Raw genomic sequence first — 19,944 nt, 5'->3', positions numbered from 1 at the left:
CGAGGCGACCTCCCCCACCAGCGATCGTCCAACCAGCCGACCTACACCGTCAAGCCAGCCAGCACCTTGACAGCCGATCCCCGATAGGGAATCAGGCGTCGTCGAGGCGGGCGGCGCGGGCATGCCCGACCGGCGTCGCGGGCTGCGGCCGGGCATGACCCGCGGACCGCCGGGGTACTGCACACGGCATCGCCGAAGCCGGGAGGGCGCAGTGACGACGCGCGTGGGACGCCGGCCGCCGAGCGCGCTCGCCGGCCTCGCGGTGGCTCTCGTCGTGGCGGCCGGGTGCGTGGTCGGCGGGACGTCCGAGCCTGCGGGGCAGGACCCCGACGGGACGGCCCCGCCCGGCGCCGCGCAGACCCGCGCCGACGGCACCACCAGCGTCGAGGAGTTCCAGCGGGACGTCACGGACGCGCGGCGCATCGCCGAGCGGTACTGGGCCGACCGGTTCCGCGCCTCGGGGGAACGGTTCCGCCCGATCCGGCAGGTCGTCCCGTACCAGCGCGACGGCGAGGTGTCCTGCGGCGGGCAGGTCCTGCCGCGCAACAACGCGATCTACTGCTCGGCCGGCGACTTCATCGCCTATGACGTGAACTGGTCGGTCGGGGCGTTCCGCCAGGTAGGCGACGCGTTCGTGTTCTACCTGCTCGGCCACGAGTACGCCCACGGCATCCAGACCCGGCTCGGCATCCAGTACCGCTTCACCATCGAGCAGGAACTCCAGGCCGACTGCATGGCCGGGGCGTACCTGGGTGATTCGGTGCGCTCGGGGGCGCTGGAGCTCGACGACGGCGACCTGGAGGAGTTCCGCGAGGGGCTGCTCGCCGTCGGCGACGACCCCGGTCAGCCATGGTTCGCCGAGGGCTCGCACGGCACCGCCGAGCAGCGCACCGAGGCCTTCTTCCGCGGCTACGAGCAGTCCCTGGGCGCCTGCGGCCTCGGCTGAGCGGGACCCGAAGTTCGCCCGGCACCGGGGCGACGGCGACCGGCGTCGTCCGGCCTCGACGCCGCCCGCAACCCGTCGGCCAGGTCACGCCGGCGGCACCTGGGCGCGCCGCCGGCGTCCCGGCTGAAAGGATTCCCGGGTACGCCACCCGAGGGAGGATGTTCTGAGCAGCCACCACCCCGCCGCCGTGCTCTTCGACATGGACGGCACCCTGGTCGACAGCGAGAAGCTGTGGGACGTCGCGCTGCGCGAGCTGGCGGCCGAGTACGGCGCCACCCTCTCCGAGGCGGCCCGCAAGGCGATGGTCGGCACCAGCATGGCCGCGTCGATGCGTATTCTGCACGACGACCTGGGCCAGCCGCACCGTGACCCCGACGTCAGCGCGGCGTGGATCAACGCCCGGATCCTGGAGCTGTTCCGCACCGGGCTGCGCTGGCGTCCCGGCGCGCTGACGCTGCTGCGGGCGGTCCGCGCGGCGGACATCCCGACGGCGCTGGTGACCTCCAGCGTCCGGCCCCTGGTGGAGGTCGCGCTGGACACCCTCGGGCGGGACAGCTTCGACGTGGTGGTCTGCGGCGACGAGGTCGACGCGGCCAAGCCGCACCCGGAGCCGTACCTGACCGCCGCCCGGCTGCTCGACGTGCCGATCGCCCGCTGCGTGGCGATCGAGGACTCGCCGACCGGGGTGGCCAGCGCGCTCGCCGCCGGCGCGGCGGTGCTGGCCGTGCCGGCGGAGGTGCCGATCGGGCGGCTGGACGGCGTACACCAGCTGGAGAGCCTGACCGGCGCGGACCTGGAGCTGCTGGCGGCCCTGCTCGGCGCGCCGCCGGCCGGCGTCTGACGCGACGAGGGGCCCCGCCGGTCGGCGGGGCCCCTCGTCGTGCCTGGTGGGTCAGTCGTGGGCGATGGCGCCCAGGACGTTGATCCGGGCGGCCCGGACCGCCGGCAGCACCGCGGCGATGACCCCGATGATCGCGGCCAGGCCGAGGAAGACCCCCATCTGGGACCAGGGCAGCACCAGGTCGGTGATCCCCTCGTCCCGCAGCGCCTCGACCACGGCCGCGCCGAGGCCGCTGCCGACGGCGACGCCGAGCAGCGCGCCGAAGACCGAGATCACCACCGCCTCCACGGTGACCATCCGCATGGTCTGCGCCCGGCGCAGACCGATGGCCCGCAGCAGCCCCAGCTCCCGGGTGCGCTCCAGCACCGACAGCGCCAGGGTGTTGATGATGCCGAGCACGGCGATGACGATGGCCAGCGCCAGCAGGATCTGGATCATCGTGAGCAGGCCGTCGAGCTGGCCGGCCTGCTGGTCTATGAACGCCTCCCGGTCGGCCACCGACACCTCTGGGGAGTCGGCCAGCAGCGCCTCGATCTGCGGCTGTACGTCGGCGACCCGGGTGCCCGGGGCCAGCTGGATGAAGCCCTGGATCGGCTGCGGGATGGCGAAGTCGCGCGCCGCCTGCGGCGGCAGCACCACCTGGTTGGTCAGCTCGGAGCTGGCGTAGATGCCGGTCACCGTGTAGGTCCGCGCCTCGCCCCGGGCCAGCTGCACCGGCACCTGGGAGCCGACGGAGAGCCCGCGCGACTCAGCGGTGTCCGAGCTGACCAGCATCTCGTCCGGCGCGAGCCGGTCGATGTTCCCGGCGGTGGCCTCGGCGCCGAAGATCGTGCGCAGTGCGGCGACGTCGCTGCTCGCCCCCACCCAGGTGCGTTTGCCGCCGACCACCGCCATGTCGCCGTACTCGCCGTCGGCGAGGCGCACTCCGGGGATCGCCGCGGCCTTCTCCAGCACCCCGGAGTCGAAGCTCGGCGGTCGGGGGCCGCTCTGTGCCCCGGAGATCACCAGCTCCGCCTTGAGCGTGTCCTGGGTGAGCGCGCTGATGCTGCTCTTCGCCGAGTCCAGGATCACGGTCACCCCGGTGACCAGGGCGATGCCCACCATCAGCGCCGCGGCGGTGATGGCCGTGCGGCGCGGGTTGCGGCCGGAGTTGAGCCGACCCAGCTTGCCCGGCACGGACCAGGCGAAGATCGCGCCGAGCAGGCTCACCACCGGGCGGCTGATCAGCGGGGTCAGCAGCGCCACGCCGATGAAGGCGAACAGCACGCCGCCGAGGATGGTGGCCAGCGTGTTGCCCCCGGCGTTGCCCGTCAGCCCCAGGGCCAGCAGCCCGGCGCCGACGGCGGTGACGATCCCGCCGGCCACGGTGACCTTGGTCAGCGGACGGTCCGGGTTGGCCACGTCCTGCATCGCCGCGATCGGCGGGATCCGGGACGCCCGCAGCGCCGGCAGCAGCGCCGCCACCACGGTGATCACCAGGCCGACGGCGAACGCGCCGATCACCGCGGACAGCGGCACGCCGACCCCGGCCAGGGTCAGCCCGCCGGCGAAGGTGCTGAACAGGTACGCCAGCAGCGCGCCGATGCCGATGCCGGCGCCGAGGCCGAGCACCGAGGCGATCAGCCCCACCGCGATGGCCTCCAGCACCACCGACCCGATGATCTGCCGGCCGCTGGCCCCGATGGCGCGCATCAGCGCCAGCTCGCGGGTGCGCTGCGCCACGATGATCGAGAAGGTGTTGAGGATCAGGAAGGTGCCCACCAGCAGCGCCACCGCGGCGAAGCCGAGCAGGATCCGGTTGAAGAAGGACAGCGCCTCCTTCATGCTGGCCGCCGCCTCGTCGGAGAGCTGCTCGCCGGTCTTGACCTCGTAGTCGGCGCCCACCGCGGCGGCCACGGCGTCGCGCAGCGCCTCGTCCGACATCCCGCCGGCGGCGGTGACCGTGATGCTGCTGAAGGTGTCCGGCGCGCCGAGCATCAGCCGTTGCGCGACGGGCGTGGTGAACATGATCTCGTTGGCGCCGCCGATGGAGTCCCGGCCGCCGCTGTAGCCGAAGACGCCGACGATGGTGAACTCCTGCTTCGGCTGGAGGGTCAGCACGCCGACCCGGTCACCGACCTTCACCTTGCCGGCCGTGGCCAGCGCCTTGTTGACCACGATCTCGTCGTCGGCCTGCGGCGCCCGTCCCTCGCGCAGTTGCACCAGGTCGTTCTCGCCGGTCCAGTTCTCGCCCATCTGCGGCGGACCGAACGAGGTGACCACCTTGCCGTTGCTGCCGATCAGCCGTGCCCCGTCGACGCCGACCACGCCGGTCGCCTCGGCCACGCCGGGCACCGCCCGGACCTTGTCCAGGGTGGCCGCCGGCAACGGCTGGGCCGCCTGCATGCCCTCGGCCTCGGCGACGTCGATCTTCGGCTTGGCGGCGACGTTGACGTCCACCCCCTCGTACGCGTCGGCGAAGATCGAGTCAAACGAGCGGCCGAGCGTGTCGGTGAGCACGAACGCGCCGGAGACGAACATGACGCCCAGCACCACGGCCAGGCCGGAGAGGATCAGCCGGACCTTGCGGGCCAGCAGGCTCTTCAGAGTCGCCCGGAACATCAGCGGGCCACCTCGGTGGGGGTGTCCAGCTTCTTCATCGTGTCCAGCACGGTGTCGGCGGTCGGCTCGATCAGCTCGGAGACGATCTGCCCGTCGGCGAGGAAGACCACCCGGTCGGCGTACGCGGCGGCGGTCGGGTCGTGGGTGACCATGACGATCGTCTGCCCGTGCTCACGCACCGAGTTGCGCAGGAAGTTGAGCACCTCCGCGCCGGAGCGGGAGTCGAGGTTGCCCGTCGGCTCGTCGGCGAAGATCACCTCGGGGCGGGAGACCAGCGCGCGGGCGCAGGCCACGCGCTGCTGCTGCCCGCCGGAGAGCTGCGCCGGGCGGTGGCCCAGCCGGTCCTGTAGCCCCACCGTGGCGATGACCGTGTCGTACCAGGCCGGGTCCGGCTTGCGCCCGGCGATCGACAGCGGCAGCAGGATGTTCTCCTTCGCCGTCAGGGTCGGCAGCAGGTTGAACTGCTGGAAGATGAAGCCGACCTTGTCCCGGCGCAGCTTGGTCAGGCCCGCGTCGCCCAGGCCCGTGACGGTGGTGTCGCCGATCGACACCGTGCCGCGGGTGACCGAGTCGAGGCCGGCGAGGCAGTGCATCAGCGTCGACTTGCCCGAGCCCGACGGGCCCATGATCGCCGTGAACCGGCCCCGCTCGAACTCCGCGCTGACCCCCCGCAGCGCGATGACCTGCGCCTCGCCGCTGCCGTACACCTTCCACACGTCGTTCGCCCGGGCCGCGGCCTGCGCCTGCTGGCCTACCGTCGCGGTCACGTCATCTACCTCTTCCGTCTGTTTTTGATATCCGCGCCGCCCCCGCTGGTCCGGCGCGGCAGTCTCCATCATCGGTGCTTGTCGGCGCCGATCCGTCCGACTCCGGGCGGAGCCGGTGCCTATTTCGCGGGTGCGGGTGCCCCCGACCCCGGCTCAGGGTTGCCCCTGACCCGGCGTCCGGTCGATCGCATTTCCCGCCCGTCGGGGACCGATCCTGCACAGTGACGCCACGTCAGGGTCAACCGCGCCGCGCCATCTCCGGTCACGGTAGGTGACGACGGCAACGGCGCCTCCCGGCCGCGGGGAATCTTCGGGTACGCCTGCGAAAACAGCCAGGGCGGGCGCCACTACGCCCGGGGGCGGACCAGACCCGACTCGTACGCCAGTACCACGGCCTGCACCCGGTCGCGCAGCCCCAGCTTGGTCAGCACGTGCCCCACGTGGGTCTTGATGGTGGTCTCGCTGACCGACAGCGCCCGGGCGATCTCGGCGTTGGACAGCCCCCGGGCCACCTGCACCAGCACCTCCCGTTCCCGCTCCGTCAGCGCGCCGAGGCCCTTGGGCGGGGCCGCCGCCGGGTCCGGCAGCAGGTCGGCGAACCGGTCCAGCAGTCGCTTGAGGATCCGGGGCGCCACCACCGCGTCCCCGGCCGCCACCGTGCGGATCGCGGTGACCAGGTCGTCGGCCGGCACGTCCTTGGCCAGGAAGCCGCTCGCCCCGGCCCGCAGCGCCCCCACCACGTACTCGTCCAGGTCGAAGGTGGTCAGGATCAGCACCCGCACCGGCAGCCGGGCGTCAACGATCGCCCGGGTCGCCGCGACCCCGTCCATCCGCGGCATCCGGATGTCCATCAGCACCACGTCGGGCAGCAGCCGGCGCGACAGGTCCACCGCCTCGACGCCGTCCCCGGCCTCGGCCACGATGTCCAGGTCGTCCTCCGTGCCGAGCACCATCCGGAAGCCGGTACGCAGCAACGGCTGGTCGTCGGCGAGCAGGATGCGCACCGGCCGCCGCGCCGGCACCGTCGCCTCGGTCACCTGTTGCCCCCGTCCCTGGTCCCCGGCCACGCCGTCACCCCGTTCCGCGGCCCGGCCGCGATTCTCCCGTACGCCCCCGCGCCGGTCATGCCGCCACCGCGCCACGGCCTTCCACCGGGATCCGCGCGGAAACCCGGAAGCCGCCGCCGGGGCGTGCCCCGGTGCGCAGGACCCCACCGTAGAGGGCGACCCGTTCCCGCATCCCGACCAGGCCGTGCCCGATCCGGTCGCCGCCCGGCCCCGGGCCGCGCCCGGTGTCGGCCACCTCGACGCCGACCGCGCCCTCGTCGAAGGTCAGCCGCACCTCCGCCGTGGCCGTGCCGGCGTGCTTGAGCGCGTTGGTCAGCGCCTCCTGGGCGATCCGGTAGAGGGTCAGCGCCACCCCCTCCTCCAGCGCCCCCGGGGTGCCCTCGACCCGCAGCGTCACCGGCAGGCCGGCCTCGCGCACCTGGTCGACCAGGGCCTCGATGCCGGCGAGTCCCGGCTGCGGGGCCAGGTCGGCGGCCGGCTCGGCGTCGGTACGCAGCACGTCCAGCAGCCGGCGCAGCTCCCGCAGGGTGGCCCGGCTGGTCGCCTCGATGGTGGCGATCGCCCCGTCGGCCGCGTCCGGGTCCTTCGGCAGCACCCGGCGGGCGCCGGTGGCCAGCACCCCCATCACGCTGACGTGGTGCGCGACGACGTCGTGCAGCTCCCGGGCGATGCGGCGGCGCTCGTCGGCGACCGCCTGCTCGGCGAGTGAACGCTGGTTCTCCTCGGCGGCCCGGGCCCGCTCCCGCAGCGCCTCCGTGGCGGCCCGGCGCCCGTGCACGGCCCGGCCCACCGAGTACGACACCGCCCCCGTCAGCAAGCTGTTCACCACCAGGTACGCGGAGCTGACGCCCTCCATCACCCCGTCCAGGGATGCGGTTGCGTTCACCACCGCGGCCGGCAGCCAGAGCGCCAGGGCCGCCGCGACCGCCGTCCGGAGCGGCCGGGTCGCGGCCACCGTGTAGGTGAGCACCAGCAAGGTCAGGCCCTGCGCGGCCGGCGTCAGGTCGAGCAGGACGGGCAGCGCCAGCGTCGCCACCGCCGCGGCGACGGCGGGCCACGGCGCGACCCGGCGCAGCGCCACCGGCGCGGCGCAGACCGGGCTCCAGGCCAGCGTCGCCAGCAGGTGCGGCGGCCAGTAATCGCGGGGGGTGAGGAAGGTGAACACGATCTCCGCCCCGACGAGCCCGACGGCGAGGAGAGCGTCCGCGGCGAGCGGGTGCCGGCGCAGCCACGCCTTCGGGCCCGAAGTCATACCGCGACGCTAGCCGCCGCCACGCCGGATTGATCGTCGCCGACGGTGAGCCCGGCCTCATCCCTGAGGAGGAGACCGCCTCCACCGCGCCAGGGCCCGCCCGCCGCCCGCCGGCTCCCCGGTCCGGGCACCCGGGCGGCTCGCCGGCCCTCGCGCCCGCCGGCTCCCCGGGCCGTGCGCCCGGTGGTCCGCCGGCCCGCGCACCCGGTCGCTCACCGGTCCGTGCGGTCGCTGCGCCACCGGTCGACCGTGGGTATCCCCCTGACGACGTGGGGCCGCGTCGCGTGCGGCGGCGTCACTCGTCGGCGCCGGGGGCCGCCGGGCGGGACCGGGCGTCGCGCAGCGGATCCGTCGCCACCTGCGTCGGGAACGGCGGCGGGGTGCCACCGAAGCTCGGGCAGAGGGCCTGATGGCTGCACCAGTCGCAGAGCCGGCTCGGCCGGGGACGGAAGTCCTGCCGGGCGGTCGCCTGCTCGATCGCCCGCCACAGGGCCACCACCGTGCGCTCGAAGCGGAGCAGCTCCTCGGCGTCCGGGGCGTAGTCGCAGACCTCCGCGTCCTTGAGGTAGAGCAGCCGCAGCACCCGGGGGACCACGCCCCGGGTGCGCCACAGCACCAGCGCGTAGAACTTGAGCTGGAACAGCGCCCGCGCCTCGAACGCCTCCCGGGGCGCGCCGCCGGTCTTGTAGTCGACCACCCGCAGCGCGCCGTCCGGCGCCACGTCGAGCCGGTCGAGATAGCCCCGGATCAGCAGCTCCTCGTCGACCACCGCCGAGATCAGGCTCTCCCGCTCGGCCGGCTCCAGCCGCTGCGGGTCCTCCACCGCGAAGTAGCCCTCCAGCAGCGCGGCGGCCGAGCGGAGGAACTCGGCCGCGGCCGGGGTGTCGCCGTCGGCGAACAGCCCCGCCAGCTCCGGCTGCTCGGTGACCAGCCGGTCCCACTGCGGGGCCACCAGGTCGCCCGCCGCCGTCGGGGTGCGTGCGCCGGCGGGCAGGTCGAACAGCCGCTCCAGCACGGCGTGCACCAGCGTGCCCCGGGCCTGCTCGACGGTCGGCCGCTCCGGCAGCCGGTCGATGCTGCGGAACCGGTAGAGCAGCGGGCAGGTCTTGAAATCCGCCGCCCGCGACGGCGACAGCGAGGCCCGCACCGTCGCCGGCACCTCGGCCGGGGTCGCGGGCTGCTGCGTGGTCACCGGTTCCGCCGTCATGCCCGGAAGGTTAGGGCACCGGTGTGACACCTCCGCCGTCGCCGCTCCGGCGCATGATCCTCCGCCGCGTAGCATCGGTCCGATGGAGCAGACGAGGCAACCGCGGCGCCGGCCCGACCCGCGGCCCGGCCTGACCGTGGGCCGGGTCTTCGGGGTGCCGCTGCACCTCAACGGCTCGATGGTGCTGCTCACCCTGCTGGTGACCGTGCTGTACGCGGAGTTCGCCCGCCGCCAGCTCGACCTGTCCCAGCTCGCCGGCTACCTGATCGGCTTCGGCTTCGTGGTCTCCCTGCTCGGCTCGGTGCTCCTGCACGAGCTCGGCCACGCCCTGACCGCCCGCCGGTACGGCATCGGTGTGCGCGGCATCACCCTGGAGCTGCTCGGCGGCTACACCGAGATGGACCGCGACGCCCCGTCTCCCCGCGTCGACCTGCTGGTGTCGCTCGCCGGCCCCGCCGTCTCCGCCGTGCTCGGCGCGGTCGCCGTCGCCGCCACCCTCGCCCTGCCCGACCGCACCCTGGCCAACCAGCTCGCGTTCCAGCTGGCGGTGAGCAACGTCATCGTCGCGCTGTTCAACATCCTGCCGGGGCTGCCGCTCGACGGCGGCCGGGCGCTGCGGGCGGCGGTCTGGGCGGTGACCCACGACCGGCACCGGGGCACCGAGGTCGCCGGGTGGGTGGGGCGCGCCGTCGCCGTCGGCACCGCCGCGCTGGTCACCCTGTTCGCCCTCACCGGCGACCTGGCGCCGCTGGCGCTGCCGCTGATGCTGCTCGTCGCGTTCACCCTCTGGCGCGGCGCCGGGCAGTCGATCCGGATGGCGCGGATCAGCCGCCGCTTCCCGCTGATCGACCTGTCCCGGCTGTCCCGGCCGGTGCTCGCCGTGCCCACCGGCACGCCGCTGGCCGAGGCGCAGCGCCGGGCCGCCGGCGCCACGCCGGGCGCCGCGCTCCTGGTCACCGACTCCGCCGGCCGGCCGGTCGCCCTGGTCGACCCCGCCGCGGCGGAGGCCGTGCCGGCGGAACGGCGCCCCTGGCTGGCCGTCGACGCGGTCGCCCGGTCCCTGGCCGACCTGCCCGCCATGCCGGTCGGGCTCGACGGGGAGCGGGTGATGGAGGCGGTACAGACCCACCCGGGCGCGCAGTACGTGGTGACCTCAGGCGAAAATGTCGTCGGCATCCTGCACATCGCGGATCTGGCTCAGCTCCTCGAACCTCAACGGAAGATGAACACGTGACCGCAACTCCCCCCGCCGCCCCGGCCGACCCCGGCACCGCGGTGCCCGCCGACACCCGGGCGCTGCCCCCCGTGCACCGCGGGCCGTTCCGGCCCGGCGACCGGGTGCAGCTGACCGACCCCAAGGGGCGGATGCACACGGTCACCCTGGAGCCGGGCAAGGCGTTCCACACCCACCGGGGCATCCTGGAGCACGACACGCTGATCGGCCTGCCCGACGGCAGCGTGGTCACCACCTCCGGCGGCGGCACCGCGTTCCTGGCCCTGCGCCCGCTGCTCTCGGACTACGTGCTCTCCATGCCGCGCGGCGCGCAGGTGATCTACCCGAAGGACTCCGCCCAGATCGTCGCCATGGGCGACATCTTCCCGGGCGCCAAGGTCCTGGAGGCCGGGGCCGGCTCCGGGGCGCTGTCCTGCTCGCTGCTGCGCGCCGTCGGCACCGAGGGCGAGCTGCACTCGTTCGAGGTGCGCGACGACTTCGCCCAGATCGCCAAGCGCAACGTCGAGGCGTTCTTCAACGGGCCGCACCCGGCGTGGCACCTGCACGTCGGCGACGTCGCCACCTGCACCGAGACGGGCTTCGACCGGATCATCCTCGACATGCTCACCCCGTGGGAGACCCTCGACATGGTCGAGCGGGCCCTGGTGCCCGGCGGCGTGTTCATCGGTTACGTCGCCACCACCCCGCAGCTGTCCGAGCTGGTCGAGGCGCTGCGCGAGCGCGGCGGCTGGACGGAGCCGCGCGCCTGGGAGTCGCTGGTGCGCGACTGGCACGCCGAAGGACTGGCGGTGCGCCCGGACCACCGCATGATCGCGCACACCGCGTTCCTGGTGTCCGCGCGTAAGCTCGCTCCGGGCGTCACCGCGCCGCCGCGACGCCGCAAGCCCAGCAAGGGCGCCGAGGCGTACGCCGAACGCCGGCAGGCGCTGCGCGAGGCGGAGGCGGTCCGACAGGCCGCCGCCGCGCGGGCCGCCGCGGCGGAGCCGGCCGCGGCCGGGGACACGACGCAGCCGTGACCGTGGAACGGGGCGGCTGGGAGTGAGCGGACGGAACCTGCCGGCCGGTGCGGGCCGGTGGCACGGCTACGGGGAGGTGGCATGAACCGGCCGGGTTTCGGCGGCGGAGACCTGCCGGCGGTGTTCCCGGACTGGTCGCCCTACCAGGACCTCGAATCGGCGGCCCGCGCCTACCTGCGCGACCCCGACGTCGCCCTGGAGGCGCTGGGCGGGGTGCTGCGCGGTGCGTCGGTGCTCGGCTTCACCCTGGAACGCTTCGTCAACGAGGTCAACGGGGTGTGGCAGGAGGTCGTGGTCTGCGACGGCAGCCGGCTCGTCCTCTGGCACGGCGAGGACGTGCCGCCGGGGGAGGGGCCACCCGGGTCGATGACGTCCTCGCTGCGGGTGGTGCCGGTCTCCACGGTCACCGAGGTCGGCTGCCGGCGCCGGCTCACCCGCGACGACAACGGCGGCATCCGGGTCGACAGCATCGACGTCTACCTGCTGCTGACCTCGCTCGACGAGGCGCCGCCCAGCGACGAGGCGGTGGGCGCGCCCCGGCACGACGCGCTGCGCTTCGGCAAGACCCTCGACGACGGTGGCGCGGGGCAGATCGCCCGGCTGGAGGAGTTCGCCCGCCTGGTCGCCTCGGTGGTCGGCCGCCCGATGCTCTGAGGCGTACGCCCCGCCCTCCCGCCCCTCGGCGGCGCGGGAGGGCGGGGCGCTCAGTCCTCCTCGGCCTCCGGGCCGGCGACCTCGACGCCGTCGCTGCCGCGTACGACGTGGATGCACTCGCCCGGGCACTCCTTCGCCGAGTCGATCACCTCGAGGCGCAGGTGCTCGGGCACGTCGACCCGGCTGCCCGGCGCGAGCCGCAGCTCACCGTCGGGGCCCTTGACGTAGGCGAGCCCGTCGACGTCGAACTCGAAGACCTCCGGCGCGTACTGCACGCAGAGCCCGTCGCCCGTGCAGAGATCCTGGTCCACCCAGACCTGTAGCTGGTCGGTCATGACCTCCGCCACGGCGCACCCCCCATGTTCTCCCGTCCCACGCCCCGACGGTACCCGAACGCCCGGACCGGCCCCCGGGGCCACCCTTGGCGATCAAGGTTCGGTGACGAGCGCGTTGCGTGGGACCGAATCGGCCTCATAGCGGCTAGTGTTAGGGCAGAACGTTCAAGCCCCCCGGGGAGGTGGGACGTGGCACGCAGCGACGACGCGGACTCGCGCGCCGCACGGTGGGAGAAGGAGGCCCACGATCTCTCCACGCAGGTCGCGTTCCTTCAAGAGGAACTCGCTCTGGTGCGGCGCAAGTTGACCGAAAGCCCCCGACACGTCCGGCAGCTCGAAGAGCGGCTGGCGGCCACCCAGGCACAGTTGGCGCGGCTGACCGAGAACAACGACCGGCTCGTGAGCACCCTCAAGGAGGCCCGCGCGCAGATCGTGACGCTCAAGGAGGAGATCGACCGCCTCGCGCAGCCACCGAGTGGCTACGGCGTCTTCCTCGCGCGGCACGACGACGGCACGGTGGACGTGTTCACCGGCGGACGCAAGCTCCGGGTCGCCGTCTCGCCCTCGCTGGACGTCGCCGAGCTGCGGCGCGGCCAGGAGGTCCTGCTCAACGACGCGCTCAACATCGTCGACGCGTTCGGCTACGAGCGGGTCGGCGAGGTGGTCATGCTCAAGGAGATCCTCGCGGGTCCCGACGGCAGCCCGGGCGACCGGGCGCTGGTGGTCTCGCACTCCGACGAGGAGCGGATCGTGCACCTCGCCGAGACCCTGATCGGCTCGCCGATCCGGGCCGGCGACTCGCTCATGATCGAGCCCCGCTCGGCGTACGCCTACGAGCGGATCCCGAAGAGCGAGGTCGAGGAGCTGGTCCTGGAGGAGGTGCCCGACGTCGACTACACCGACATCGGCGGCCTCCACGCCCAGATCGAGCAGATCCGCGACGCGGTGGAGCTGCCCTTCCTGCACGCCGATCTGTTCCGGGAGCACCAGCTCCGCCCGCCGAAGGGCATCCTGCTCTACGGCCCGCCCGGCTGCGGCAAGACGCTGATCGCCAAGGCGGTGGCCAACTCGCTGGCGAAGAAGATCGCCGAGCGGGAGGGCAAGGAGCGGCACACCAGCTTCTTCCTCAACATCAAGGGCCCGGAGCTGCTCAACAAGTACGTCGGCGAGACCGAGCGGCACATTCGGCTGATCTTCCAGCGGGCCCGCGAGAAGGCCGGCGAGGGCACCCCGGTCATCGTGTTCTTCGACGAGATGGACTCGGTGTTCCGGACCCGGGGCTCCGGTGTCTCCTCCGACGTGGAGAACACGATCGTCCCGCAGTTGCTCAGCGAGATCGACGGCGTGGAGGGCCTGGAGAACGTCATCGTCATCGGCGCCTCCAACCGGGAAGACATGATCGACCCGGCGATCCTGCGCCCCGGCCGGCTCGACGTGAAGATCAAGATCGAGCGGCCGGACGCCGAGGCGGCCAAGGACATCTTCTCCAAGTACATCCTCTCCGGGCTGCCCCTGCACCCGGACGACCTGGCCGAGCACGGCGGCGACCCCCAGGCCACCGTCGCGGCCATGATCGACGCGGTCGTGCTGAGGATGTACTCGGAGACCGAGGAGAACCGCTTCCTCGAGGTCACCTACGCCAACGGCGACAAGGAAGTCCTCTACTTCAAGGACTTCAACTCCGGCGCGATGATCCAGAACATCGTCGACCGGGGCAAGAAGATGGCCATCAAGGAGTTCCTCACCTCCGGCCGCAAGGGCCTGCGCCTGCAGCACCTCCTCGACGCCTGCGTCGACGAGTTCCGGGAGAACGAGGACCTGCCCAACACCACCAACCCCGACGACTGGGCCCGCATCTCCGGCAAGAAGGGCGAGCGGATCGTCTACATCCGCACGCTCGTCTCCGGCGGCAAGGGCGCGGAGGCCGGCCGGTCGATAGAGACGGCCAGCAACACCGGTCAGTACCTCTGACCCACACCCGCACAGGGCCCGCGGCGCGACGCGCCGCGGGCCCTGTCCCGTCCGGACCCACCCGTCCCCGCCCGGCCCGCGCCTGCCGCCCCGGTCCGGCGCGCCCCCATCCGCCGCGCGGCCGACTACGCTCGACGTGACGGGGGACCGGGTCGGGCGAGCGAAGCAGGTAGGTCGATGAGCGTAAGACGGATCATGGGCACCGAGGTCGAGTACGGCATCTCCGTGCCCGGCCAGGCCGGCGCCAACCCCATGGTCACCTCCTCTCAGGTGGTCAACGCCTACGGGGCGCGCCCGGAACTCAACCGGGGCGGCCGGGCCCGCTGGGACTACGAGGAGGAGTCGCCGCTGCGGGACGCGCGCGGTTTCACCTACTCCGGTGCCGCGTACGACCCGGCCGAGGCGCTCGCCGACGAGGACCTCGGGCTGGCCAACGTGATACTCACCAACGGCGCGCGGCTCTACGTCGACCACGCCCACCCGGAATACTCCACACCCGAGGTGACCAACCCGCGGGACCTGGTGCGCTGGGACAAGGCGGGGGAGCGGGTGATGGCCGAGGCGGCCCGCCGCGCCGCCACCATCCCCGGCACCCAGCCCATCCACCTCTACAAGAACAACACCGACAACAAGGGCGCCAGCTACGGCTCCCACGAGAACTACCTGATGCGCCGCCAGACGGCCTTCGCCGACATCGTGGCGTACCTGACGCCGTTCTTCGTGACCCGGCAGATCGTCTGCGGCGCCGGCCGCGTCGGCATCGGGCAGGACGGCGGGCAGAGCGGTTTCCAGATCTCCCAGCGCGCCGACTTCTTCGAGGTCGAGGTCGGCCTGGAGACCACCCTCAAGCGGCCGATCATCAACACCCGTGACGAGCCGCACGCCGACGCCGACAAGTACCGGCGGCTGCACGTCATCATCGGCGACGCGAACCTGTCGGAGATCTCCACCTACCTCAAGGTCGGCACCACCGCGCTGATCCTCACCATGATCGAGGAGAAGGCGCTCGGCTCCGACCTGGGCATCGCCGACCCGGTCAGCGAGCTGCGCGCGGTCAGCCACGACCCGTCGCTCACCCACCTGATGCGGCTGCGCGACGGGCGGCGACTCACCGCCCTGGACGTGCAGTGGGCGTACTACGAGCGGGTGCGGTCCTTCGTGGACGACCGCTACGGCGCCGACGCCGACGAGCAGACCCTGGACGTGCTCGCTCGCTGGGAGGGCGTGCTGGACCGGCTGGGCCGCGACGTCATGCTCTGCGCCGACGAGCTGGACTGGGTGGCGAAGCTGCGGCTGCTGGAGGGCTACCGGGAGCGCGAGAAGCTCGGCTGGGGCGCGCACAAGCTCCAGCTGGTCGACCTGCAGTACTCGGACGTCCGCCCGGAGAAGGGCCTCTACCACCGGCTGGTCTCCCGGGGTGCGATGAAGACGCTGCTCGACGACGAGCAGACCCGCACCGCGATGACCGAGCCGCCGGAGGACACCCGCGCCTACTTCCGCGGCCGCTGCCTGGCCCAGTACGCCTCCGAGGTGGTCGCGGCCAGCTGGGACTCGGTCATCTTCGACGTGGGCCGGGAGTCGCTGGTGCGGGTGCCGATGATGGAGCCCGAGCGCGGCACCCGCAAGCACGTCGGCGCGCTCTTCGACCGCTGCCCGAGCGCGAAGGACCTGCTCGAGACCCTCACCGGCGGCTGATTGGCGTGGACGGATTCCCGCCGCGTGCCGAAGCCGGCGCGCGGCGGGCTTTTCGTCGCCTGCGCGAGGTAAGTTGATCGCAGGCGATCGTGGAGGAGGCAGCAATGGCCACTCGTGACAGCGGCGGGCAGTCGCAGTCGGGCAAGTCCCGGCAGGGCGAGGAGATCGAGGACGTCACCACCGAGGCGAACCCGGAGGTCGCCGAGCGGCACGCCGAGATCACCGAGGACGTTGACGACCTGCTCGACGAGATCGACTCCGTCCTGGAGGAGAACGCCGAGGAGTTCGTGCGCGGTTACGTCCAGAAAGGGGGGGAGTGATACCTTATGTCCGATTCGCCTAGCGCGTCGGACAAGGTGTGCCCCCAGTGTGACCGGTTGCTGCCCGTCGCCGAGTTTCATCGCAACCGGCGGCGGGCGGACGGCCTCGCCTACTACTGCAAGTCCTGTGCGGCGGCCCGCTCCCTGGCGAGCCGCCGCGAGCGCGGCATCGCGCCGCAGAAACGTTCCACCCTGCCGGTCGGAGAGGGCCTGAAGTGGTGCCCGGACTGCGAGCAGGTCAAGCCGATGGCCGACTTCCCGAGGACCACCAAGGGCAGCGGGCGGCACAGCTACTGCAAGCCCTGCCACAACGCGCGGGGCAGGGAAACCGCCCAGCGGCTCTACGGCGGCACGCGGGAATACCATCTCCGGCGGCGTTACGGGATCGGGGAGAAGGAGTTCCAGGAGCTCCTGGCCGAGCAGGGCGGCGTCTGCGCGATCTGCGGCACGCCGGACCCCCAACATCTGGACCACGATCATCGCACCGGCTGGGTGCGCGGGATATTGTGCTTCAACTGCAACGGTGGTCTCGGCCAGTTCCGTGACGATCAGTCGCGGCTGGCCGGGGCGATCACATATCTGAGAGGAACCACGTGGCAGCGGGTTTTGATCCATCCGGGCGTCTACCAGATGTGTTCACCAACGCGGGGACGTCCTCCTTCACCTCGTTTCTGAGCAAGGTGGCCCCCGAGATGCTGCCCGGCCGACGGCCGCTGCCGCCGGGCATGGCCGCCGACATGGCGCCACACGCGACGACCATCGTGGCCATCTCGGCCGCCGGCGGCGTCGTGATGGCGGGCGACCGGCGGGCCACCATGGGCAACCTGATCGCCCAGCGCGACATCGAGAAGGTGCACCCGGCCGACGCGTACTCCCTGGTGGGCATCGCGGGCACGGCGGGCATCGGCATCGAGCTGATGCGACTGTTCCAGGTGGAGCTGGAGCACTACGAGAAGATCGAGGGCGCGATGCTCTCGCTCGACGGCAAGGCCAACCGGCTCGCCTCGATGATCCGCGGCAACCTGGGCGCCGCCATGCAGGGCCTGGCGGTGATCCCGCTCTTCGCCGGCTTCGACCTGGCCGCGAAGGACCCGGCGCGGGCCGGCCGCATCTTCAGCTTCGACGTCACCGGCGGCCCGTACGAGGAGACCGGCTACGACGCGATCGGCTCCGGTTCGCTCTTCGCCCGCTCCGCGCTGAAGAAGCGCTTCCAGCCGGGTCTCTCGATCGACGAGGCGGTCCGGCTCGCGGTCGAGGCGCTCTACGACGCGGCCGACGACGACACCGCCACCGGCGGGCCGGACCTGATCCGCCGGATCTACCCGGTGGTGATGACGGCGACGGCGGAGGGCACCCACCGGCTCACCGACGAGGAGATGTCGGCGATCGCCGAGAGCGTGGTCTCCGGCCGGATGGAGAACCCGGGCGGTTGATCCGCTCCCGCCCGCACCAGTCAGCAGCCGTCAGCACAGCGCCCTGAAGGAGAACCGCCGCCGTGGCCATGCAGTTCTACGCCTCGCCCGAGCAGATCATGCGCGACCGCTCCGAGCTGGCCCGCAAGGGCATCGCCCGGGGCCGCAGCGCGGTCGTCCTGAGCTACGAGGGCGGGGTGCTCTTCGTCGCCGAGAACCTCTCCAGCGCCCTGCACAAGGTCAGTGAGATCTACGACCGGATCGGCTTCGCCGCCGTCGGTCGCTACAACGAGTTCGAGAACCTGCGCCGCGCCGGCGTGCGGATGGCCGACCTGAACGGCCTGAGCTACGACCGGCGCGACGTCACCGGCCGGGCCCTGGCGAACGCGTTCGCGCAGACCCTGGGCGCCATCTTCACCGAGCAGTCGAAGCCGTTCGAGGTGGAGATCTGCGTGGCCGAGGTCGGCGCCACCGCCGAGGACGACGAGCTCTACCGGCTCACCTACGACGGCTCCGTCAACGACGAGCCGGGCCGGATGGCGATGGGCGGGCAGGCCGAGGCGATCACCGGCGTGCTGAAGTCCCACCACCGTCCGGACATGTCGCTGGGCGAGGCGGTGAAGGTTGCGGTGCAGGCGCTGGGCAGCGTCGGGGGCGAGGGCGGCGCGTCCCGCGCCATCGCCGCGAACCAGCTGGAGGTGGCGGTCCTGGACCGGCGCCGGGTCGGACGGACGTTCCGCCGCATCACCGGAGCGGCGCTGACCGCCCTGCTGGACGGCGGAAAGGCCGAGGAGCCGGCCGTGCCGGCCCGTCCGGAGACCCCGACCGCGCCGACCGAGGAGGCGGGGAAGCCCACCACGTCGGCCGGCTCGGCGGACCTGGAGGGCCAGCAGCCGGAGGCCCCCGAGGCGTAGCGGAGTCGGTCGCGCGGGCGTCGGGGCCGTGGGCCCGGGCGCCCGCGGGGTCGTCGTACGCCCGTGGGTCGACGGTCCGGCCGCGGCGGGCCGGTCCCGTCCGGCCCGCGTGGATCGACCGGGCCGGACGACGCCCGCACCGGCGTGACGCCGTCTTCGTGCCGGTGCGGGCGTGCGGCGGCACGGTCCACCTGGGACGCCGCCGGTGGGCGTACGGCGAGGTCGTGCCCGGGTGACGGCGGGGATGGCGCGCGGCGTGGCCCCCGGCGGGCCGGCGGGCGTCCTTGGCGTGAGACGACGTGGTGAGGCTGCCCATCTGGGGCCTCGGGCGGCTAATGTCTCATCATGGAGCGGCGAATCTTCGGCCTTGAGACCGAGTACGGCGTCACCTGCACCTACCGCGGGCAGCGGCGGCTGTCCCCCGACGAGGTCGCCCGGTACCTCTTCCGCCGAGTGGTGTCCTGGGGCCGGTCGAGCAACGTGTTCCTGCGCAACGGCGCCCGGCTCTACCTCGACGTCGGCTCGCACCCGGAGTACGCCACCCCGGAGTGCGACTCGGTGGTGGACCTGGTCGCGCACGACCGGGCCGGCGAGCGGATCCTGGAGGGGCTGCTGGTCGACGCGGAGAAGCGGTTGCACGACGAGGGCATCGCGGGCGAGATCTACCTGTTCAAGAACAACACCGACTCGGCCGGAAACTCGTACGGCTGCCACGAGAACTACCTGGTCTCCCGGCACGGCGAGTTCGGCCGGCTGGCCGACGTGCTGATCCCGTTCCTGGTCACGCGGCAGTTGATCTGCGGCGCGGGCAAGGTATTGCAGACGCCGCGCGGGGCGGTCTACTGCCTGTCGCAGCGGGCCGAGCACATCTGGGAGGGCGTCTCGTCGGCGACCACCCGGAGCCGGCCGATCATCAACACGCGGGACGAGCCGCACGCGGACGCGGAGCGCTACCGCCGGCTGCACGTGATCGTCGGCGACTCCAACATGAACGAGGTCACCACGCTGCTCAAGGTCGGCACCGCCGACATCGTGCTGCGGATGATCGAGGCCGGGGTGGTGATGCGGGACCTGACGCTGGAGAACCCGATCCGGGCTATCCGCGAGGTGTCGCACGACATCACGGGCCGGCGCAAGGTGCGGCTGTCCTCCGGCAAGGAGGTCAGCGCGCTGGAGATCCAGCAGGAATACCTGGCGAAGGCGACCGAGTTCGTGGAGCGGCGCGGCGGCGACCAGACCGCCAAGCGGGTGGTGGAGTTGTGGGGTCGGGTGCTGCGCGCGGTGGAGACCGGCGACCTGGAACCGGTGGCCCGGGAGATCGACTGGGTGACCAAGCTGCGGCTGATCGAGCGCTACCAGCGCAAGCACGACCTGCCGCTGTCGCATCCGCGGGTCGCCCAGATGGATCTCGCCTACCACGACCTGCGCCGGGGCCGGGGCCTCTACGGGCTGCTGGAGCGGCGCGGCGAGGTGGACCGGGTGGCCACCGACCCGGAGATCTTCGAGGCGAAGGAGACTCCGCCGCAGACGACCCGGGCCCGGCTGCGCGGCGAGTTCATCCGGCACGCCCAGGAGAAGCGGCGTGACTTCACCGTCGACTGGGTGCACCTGAAGCTGAACGACCAGGCGCAGCGCACGGTGCTCTGCAAGGACCCGTTCCGGGCGTACGACGAGCGGGTGGAGCGGCTGATCGCCAGCATGTGACGGTGCGG

The 19,944-nt window shown here is 72.8% G+C and carries 18 protein-coding genes; 12 read left to right on the top strand and 6 right to left on the bottom strand.

The features are described 5' to 3' along the window. The first annotated feature begins 154 nt into the window (after nt 1-154). Together ACZ6Q9_RS29435 and ACZ6Q9_RS29430 are read left to right on the top strand one after the other, a co-directional pair. Nucleotides 155-946, top strand: coding sequence for a neutral zinc metallopeptidase (locus ACZ6Q9_RS29435; protein WP_393262625.1), 792 nt, complete (start codon nt 155-157; stop codon nt 944-946). A 187-nt stretch (nt 947-1,133) separates the two neighbouring features. After that, the gene (locus ACZ6Q9_RS29430; RefSeq protein ID WP_393262186.1) at nt 1,134-1,787 is read left to right on the top strand and encodes an HAD family hydrolase; all 654 of its coding nucleotides are present in this window, start codon (nt 1,134-1,136) and stop codon (nt 1,785-1,787) included. A 51-nt stretch (nt 1,788-1,838) separates the two neighbouring features. Here ACZ6Q9_RS29430 and ACZ6Q9_RS29425 read toward each other — a convergent pair whose 3' ends face one another. From ACZ6Q9_RS29425 to ACZ6Q9_RS29405, 5 genes are all read right to left on the bottom strand, one after another. Continuing rightward, nucleotides 1,839-4,388, bottom strand: coding sequence for an ABC transporter permease (locus tag ACZ6Q9_RS29425; RefSeq protein ID WP_396830423.1), 2,550 nt, complete (start codon nt 4,386-4,388; stop codon nt 1,839-1,841). Then, on the bottom strand, nt 4,388-5,155 hold the full coding sequence (locus tag ACZ6Q9_RS29420) for an ABC transporter ATP-binding protein (RefSeq protein ID WP_350704290.1): 768 nt from the start codon (nt 5,153-5,155) through the stop codon (nt 4,388-4,390). Before ACZ6Q9_RS29420 ends, ACZ6Q9_RS29425 begins: the two co-directional genes overlap by 1 nt. Nucleotides 5,156-5,502: 347 nt before the next feature. Then, entirely contained in the window at nt 5,503-6,192 is a 690-nt protein-coding gene (locus tag ACZ6Q9_RS29415; RefSeq protein ID WP_393262180.1) for a response regulator, read from the bottom strand. Between the two features lie 85 nt (nt 6,193-6,277). Next, complete coding sequence (locus ACZ6Q9_RS29410; protein ID WP_393262177.1) at nt 6,278-7,474, bottom strand: sensor histidine kinase; 1,197 nt, start codon at nt 7,472-7,474, stop codon at nt 6,278-6,280. 295 nt (nt 7,475-7,769) lie between these two features. Next, on the bottom strand, nt 7,770-8,681 hold the full coding sequence (locus tag ACZ6Q9_RS29405) for a RecB family exonuclease (RefSeq protein WP_396830421.1): 912 nt from the start codon (nt 8,679-8,681) through the stop codon (nt 7,770-7,772). Nucleotides 8,682-8,763: 82 nt separating this feature from the next. Between ACZ6Q9_RS29405 and ACZ6Q9_RS29400 the strand changes: the two genes are divergently transcribed. The 3 genes from ACZ6Q9_RS29400 (at nt 8,764) to ACZ6Q9_RS29390 (ending at nt 11,585) form a co-directional block, all read left to right on the top strand. Next, nucleotides 8,764-9,915 carry a M50 family metallopeptidase gene (locus tag ACZ6Q9_RS29400; RefSeq protein WP_396830419.1) on the top strand — a complete coding sequence of 384 codons (1,152 nt, stop codon included), beginning with the start codon at nt 8,764-8,766 and terminating at the stop codon, nt 9,913-9,915. Then, nucleotides 9,912-10,931 (top strand): tRNA (adenine-N1)-methyltransferase, encoded by a 1,020-nt coding sequence (locus ACZ6Q9_RS29395; protein ID WP_393262168.1) that lies wholly within the window; start codon nt 9,912-9,914, stop codon nt 10,929-10,931. Before ACZ6Q9_RS29400 ends, ACZ6Q9_RS29395 begins: the two co-directional genes overlap by 4 nt. An 81-nt stretch (nt 10,932-11,012) precedes the next feature. Further along, nucleotides 11,013-11,585 (top strand): hypothetical protein, encoded by a 573-nt coding sequence (locus ACZ6Q9_RS29390; RefSeq protein WP_350704280.1) that lies wholly within the window; start codon nt 11,013-11,015, stop codon nt 11,583-11,585. 50 nt (nt 11,586-11,635) lie between these two features. On the opposite strand, the gene ACZ6Q9_RS29385 is transcribed toward ACZ6Q9_RS29390, so the two are convergent. Beyond that, complete coding sequence (locus ACZ6Q9_RS29385) at nt 11,636-11,932, bottom strand: ferredoxin (RefSeq protein WP_350685639.1); 297 nt, start codon at nt 11,930-11,932, stop codon at nt 11,636-11,638. Between the two features lie 177 nt (nt 11,933-12,109). On the opposite strand from ACZ6Q9_RS29385, the gene arc reads away from it, so the two are divergent. The 7 genes from arc to pafA all read left to right on the top strand — a co-directional run bounded on the left by arc (nt 12,110) and on the right by pafA (nt 19,936). Continuing rightward, a complete protein-coding gene (gene arc / locus ACZ6Q9_RS29380) occupies nt 12,110-13,891 on the top strand; it encodes a proteasome ATPase (RefSeq protein ID WP_350685640.1) in 1,782 nt (593 codons plus the stop codon). Between the two features lie 177 nt (nt 13,892-14,068). Continuing rightward, a complete protein-coding gene (dop, locus tag ACZ6Q9_RS29375) occupies nt 14,069-15,586 on the top strand; it encodes a depupylase/deamidase Dop (RefSeq protein WP_396830417.1) in 1,518 nt (505 codons plus the stop codon). 104 nt (nt 15,587-15,690) lie between these two features. Then, nucleotides 15,691-15,906, top strand: coding sequence for a ubiquitin-like protein Pup (locus ACZ6Q9_RS29370; protein WP_088993750.1), 216 nt, complete (start codon nt 15,691-15,693; stop codon nt 15,904-15,906). Nucleotides 15,907-15,963: 57 nt separating this feature from the next. Next, nucleotides 15,964-16,581, top strand: a complete 618-nt coding sequence (locus ACZ6Q9_RS29365) for an endonuclease VII domain-containing protein (protein ID WP_396830415.1) — start codon at nt 15,964-15,966, stop codon at nt 16,579-16,581. Further along, nucleotides 16,500-17,339 carry a proteasome subunit beta gene (prcB, locus tag ACZ6Q9_RS29360; RefSeq protein WP_172896527.1) on the top strand — a complete coding sequence of 280 codons (840 nt, stop codon included), beginning with the start codon at nt 16,500-16,502 and terminating at the stop codon, nt 17,337-17,339. Before ACZ6Q9_RS29365 ends, prcB begins: the two co-directional genes overlap by 82 nt. A 62-nt stretch (nt 17,340-17,401) precedes the next feature. Beyond that, complete coding sequence (gene prcA, locus ACZ6Q9_RS29355) at nt 17,402-18,232, top strand: proteasome subunit alpha (protein ID WP_396830414.1); 831 nt, start codon at nt 17,402-17,404, stop codon at nt 18,230-18,232. A gap of 345 nt (nt 18,233-18,577) precedes the next feature. Further along, nucleotides 18,578-19,936, top strand: coding sequence for a Pup--protein ligase (gene pafA / locus ACZ6Q9_RS29350; RefSeq protein ID WP_350685647.1), 1,359 nt, complete (start codon nt 18,578-18,580; stop codon nt 19,934-19,936). Nucleotides 19,937-19,944 lie beyond the last annotated feature (8 nt).

The organism is Micromonospora sp. NPDC049139, from assembly GCF_055586845.1.
Note: the sequence above shows the minus strand (reverse complement) of the source record. Positions and strands in the feature narration are given on the sequence as shown.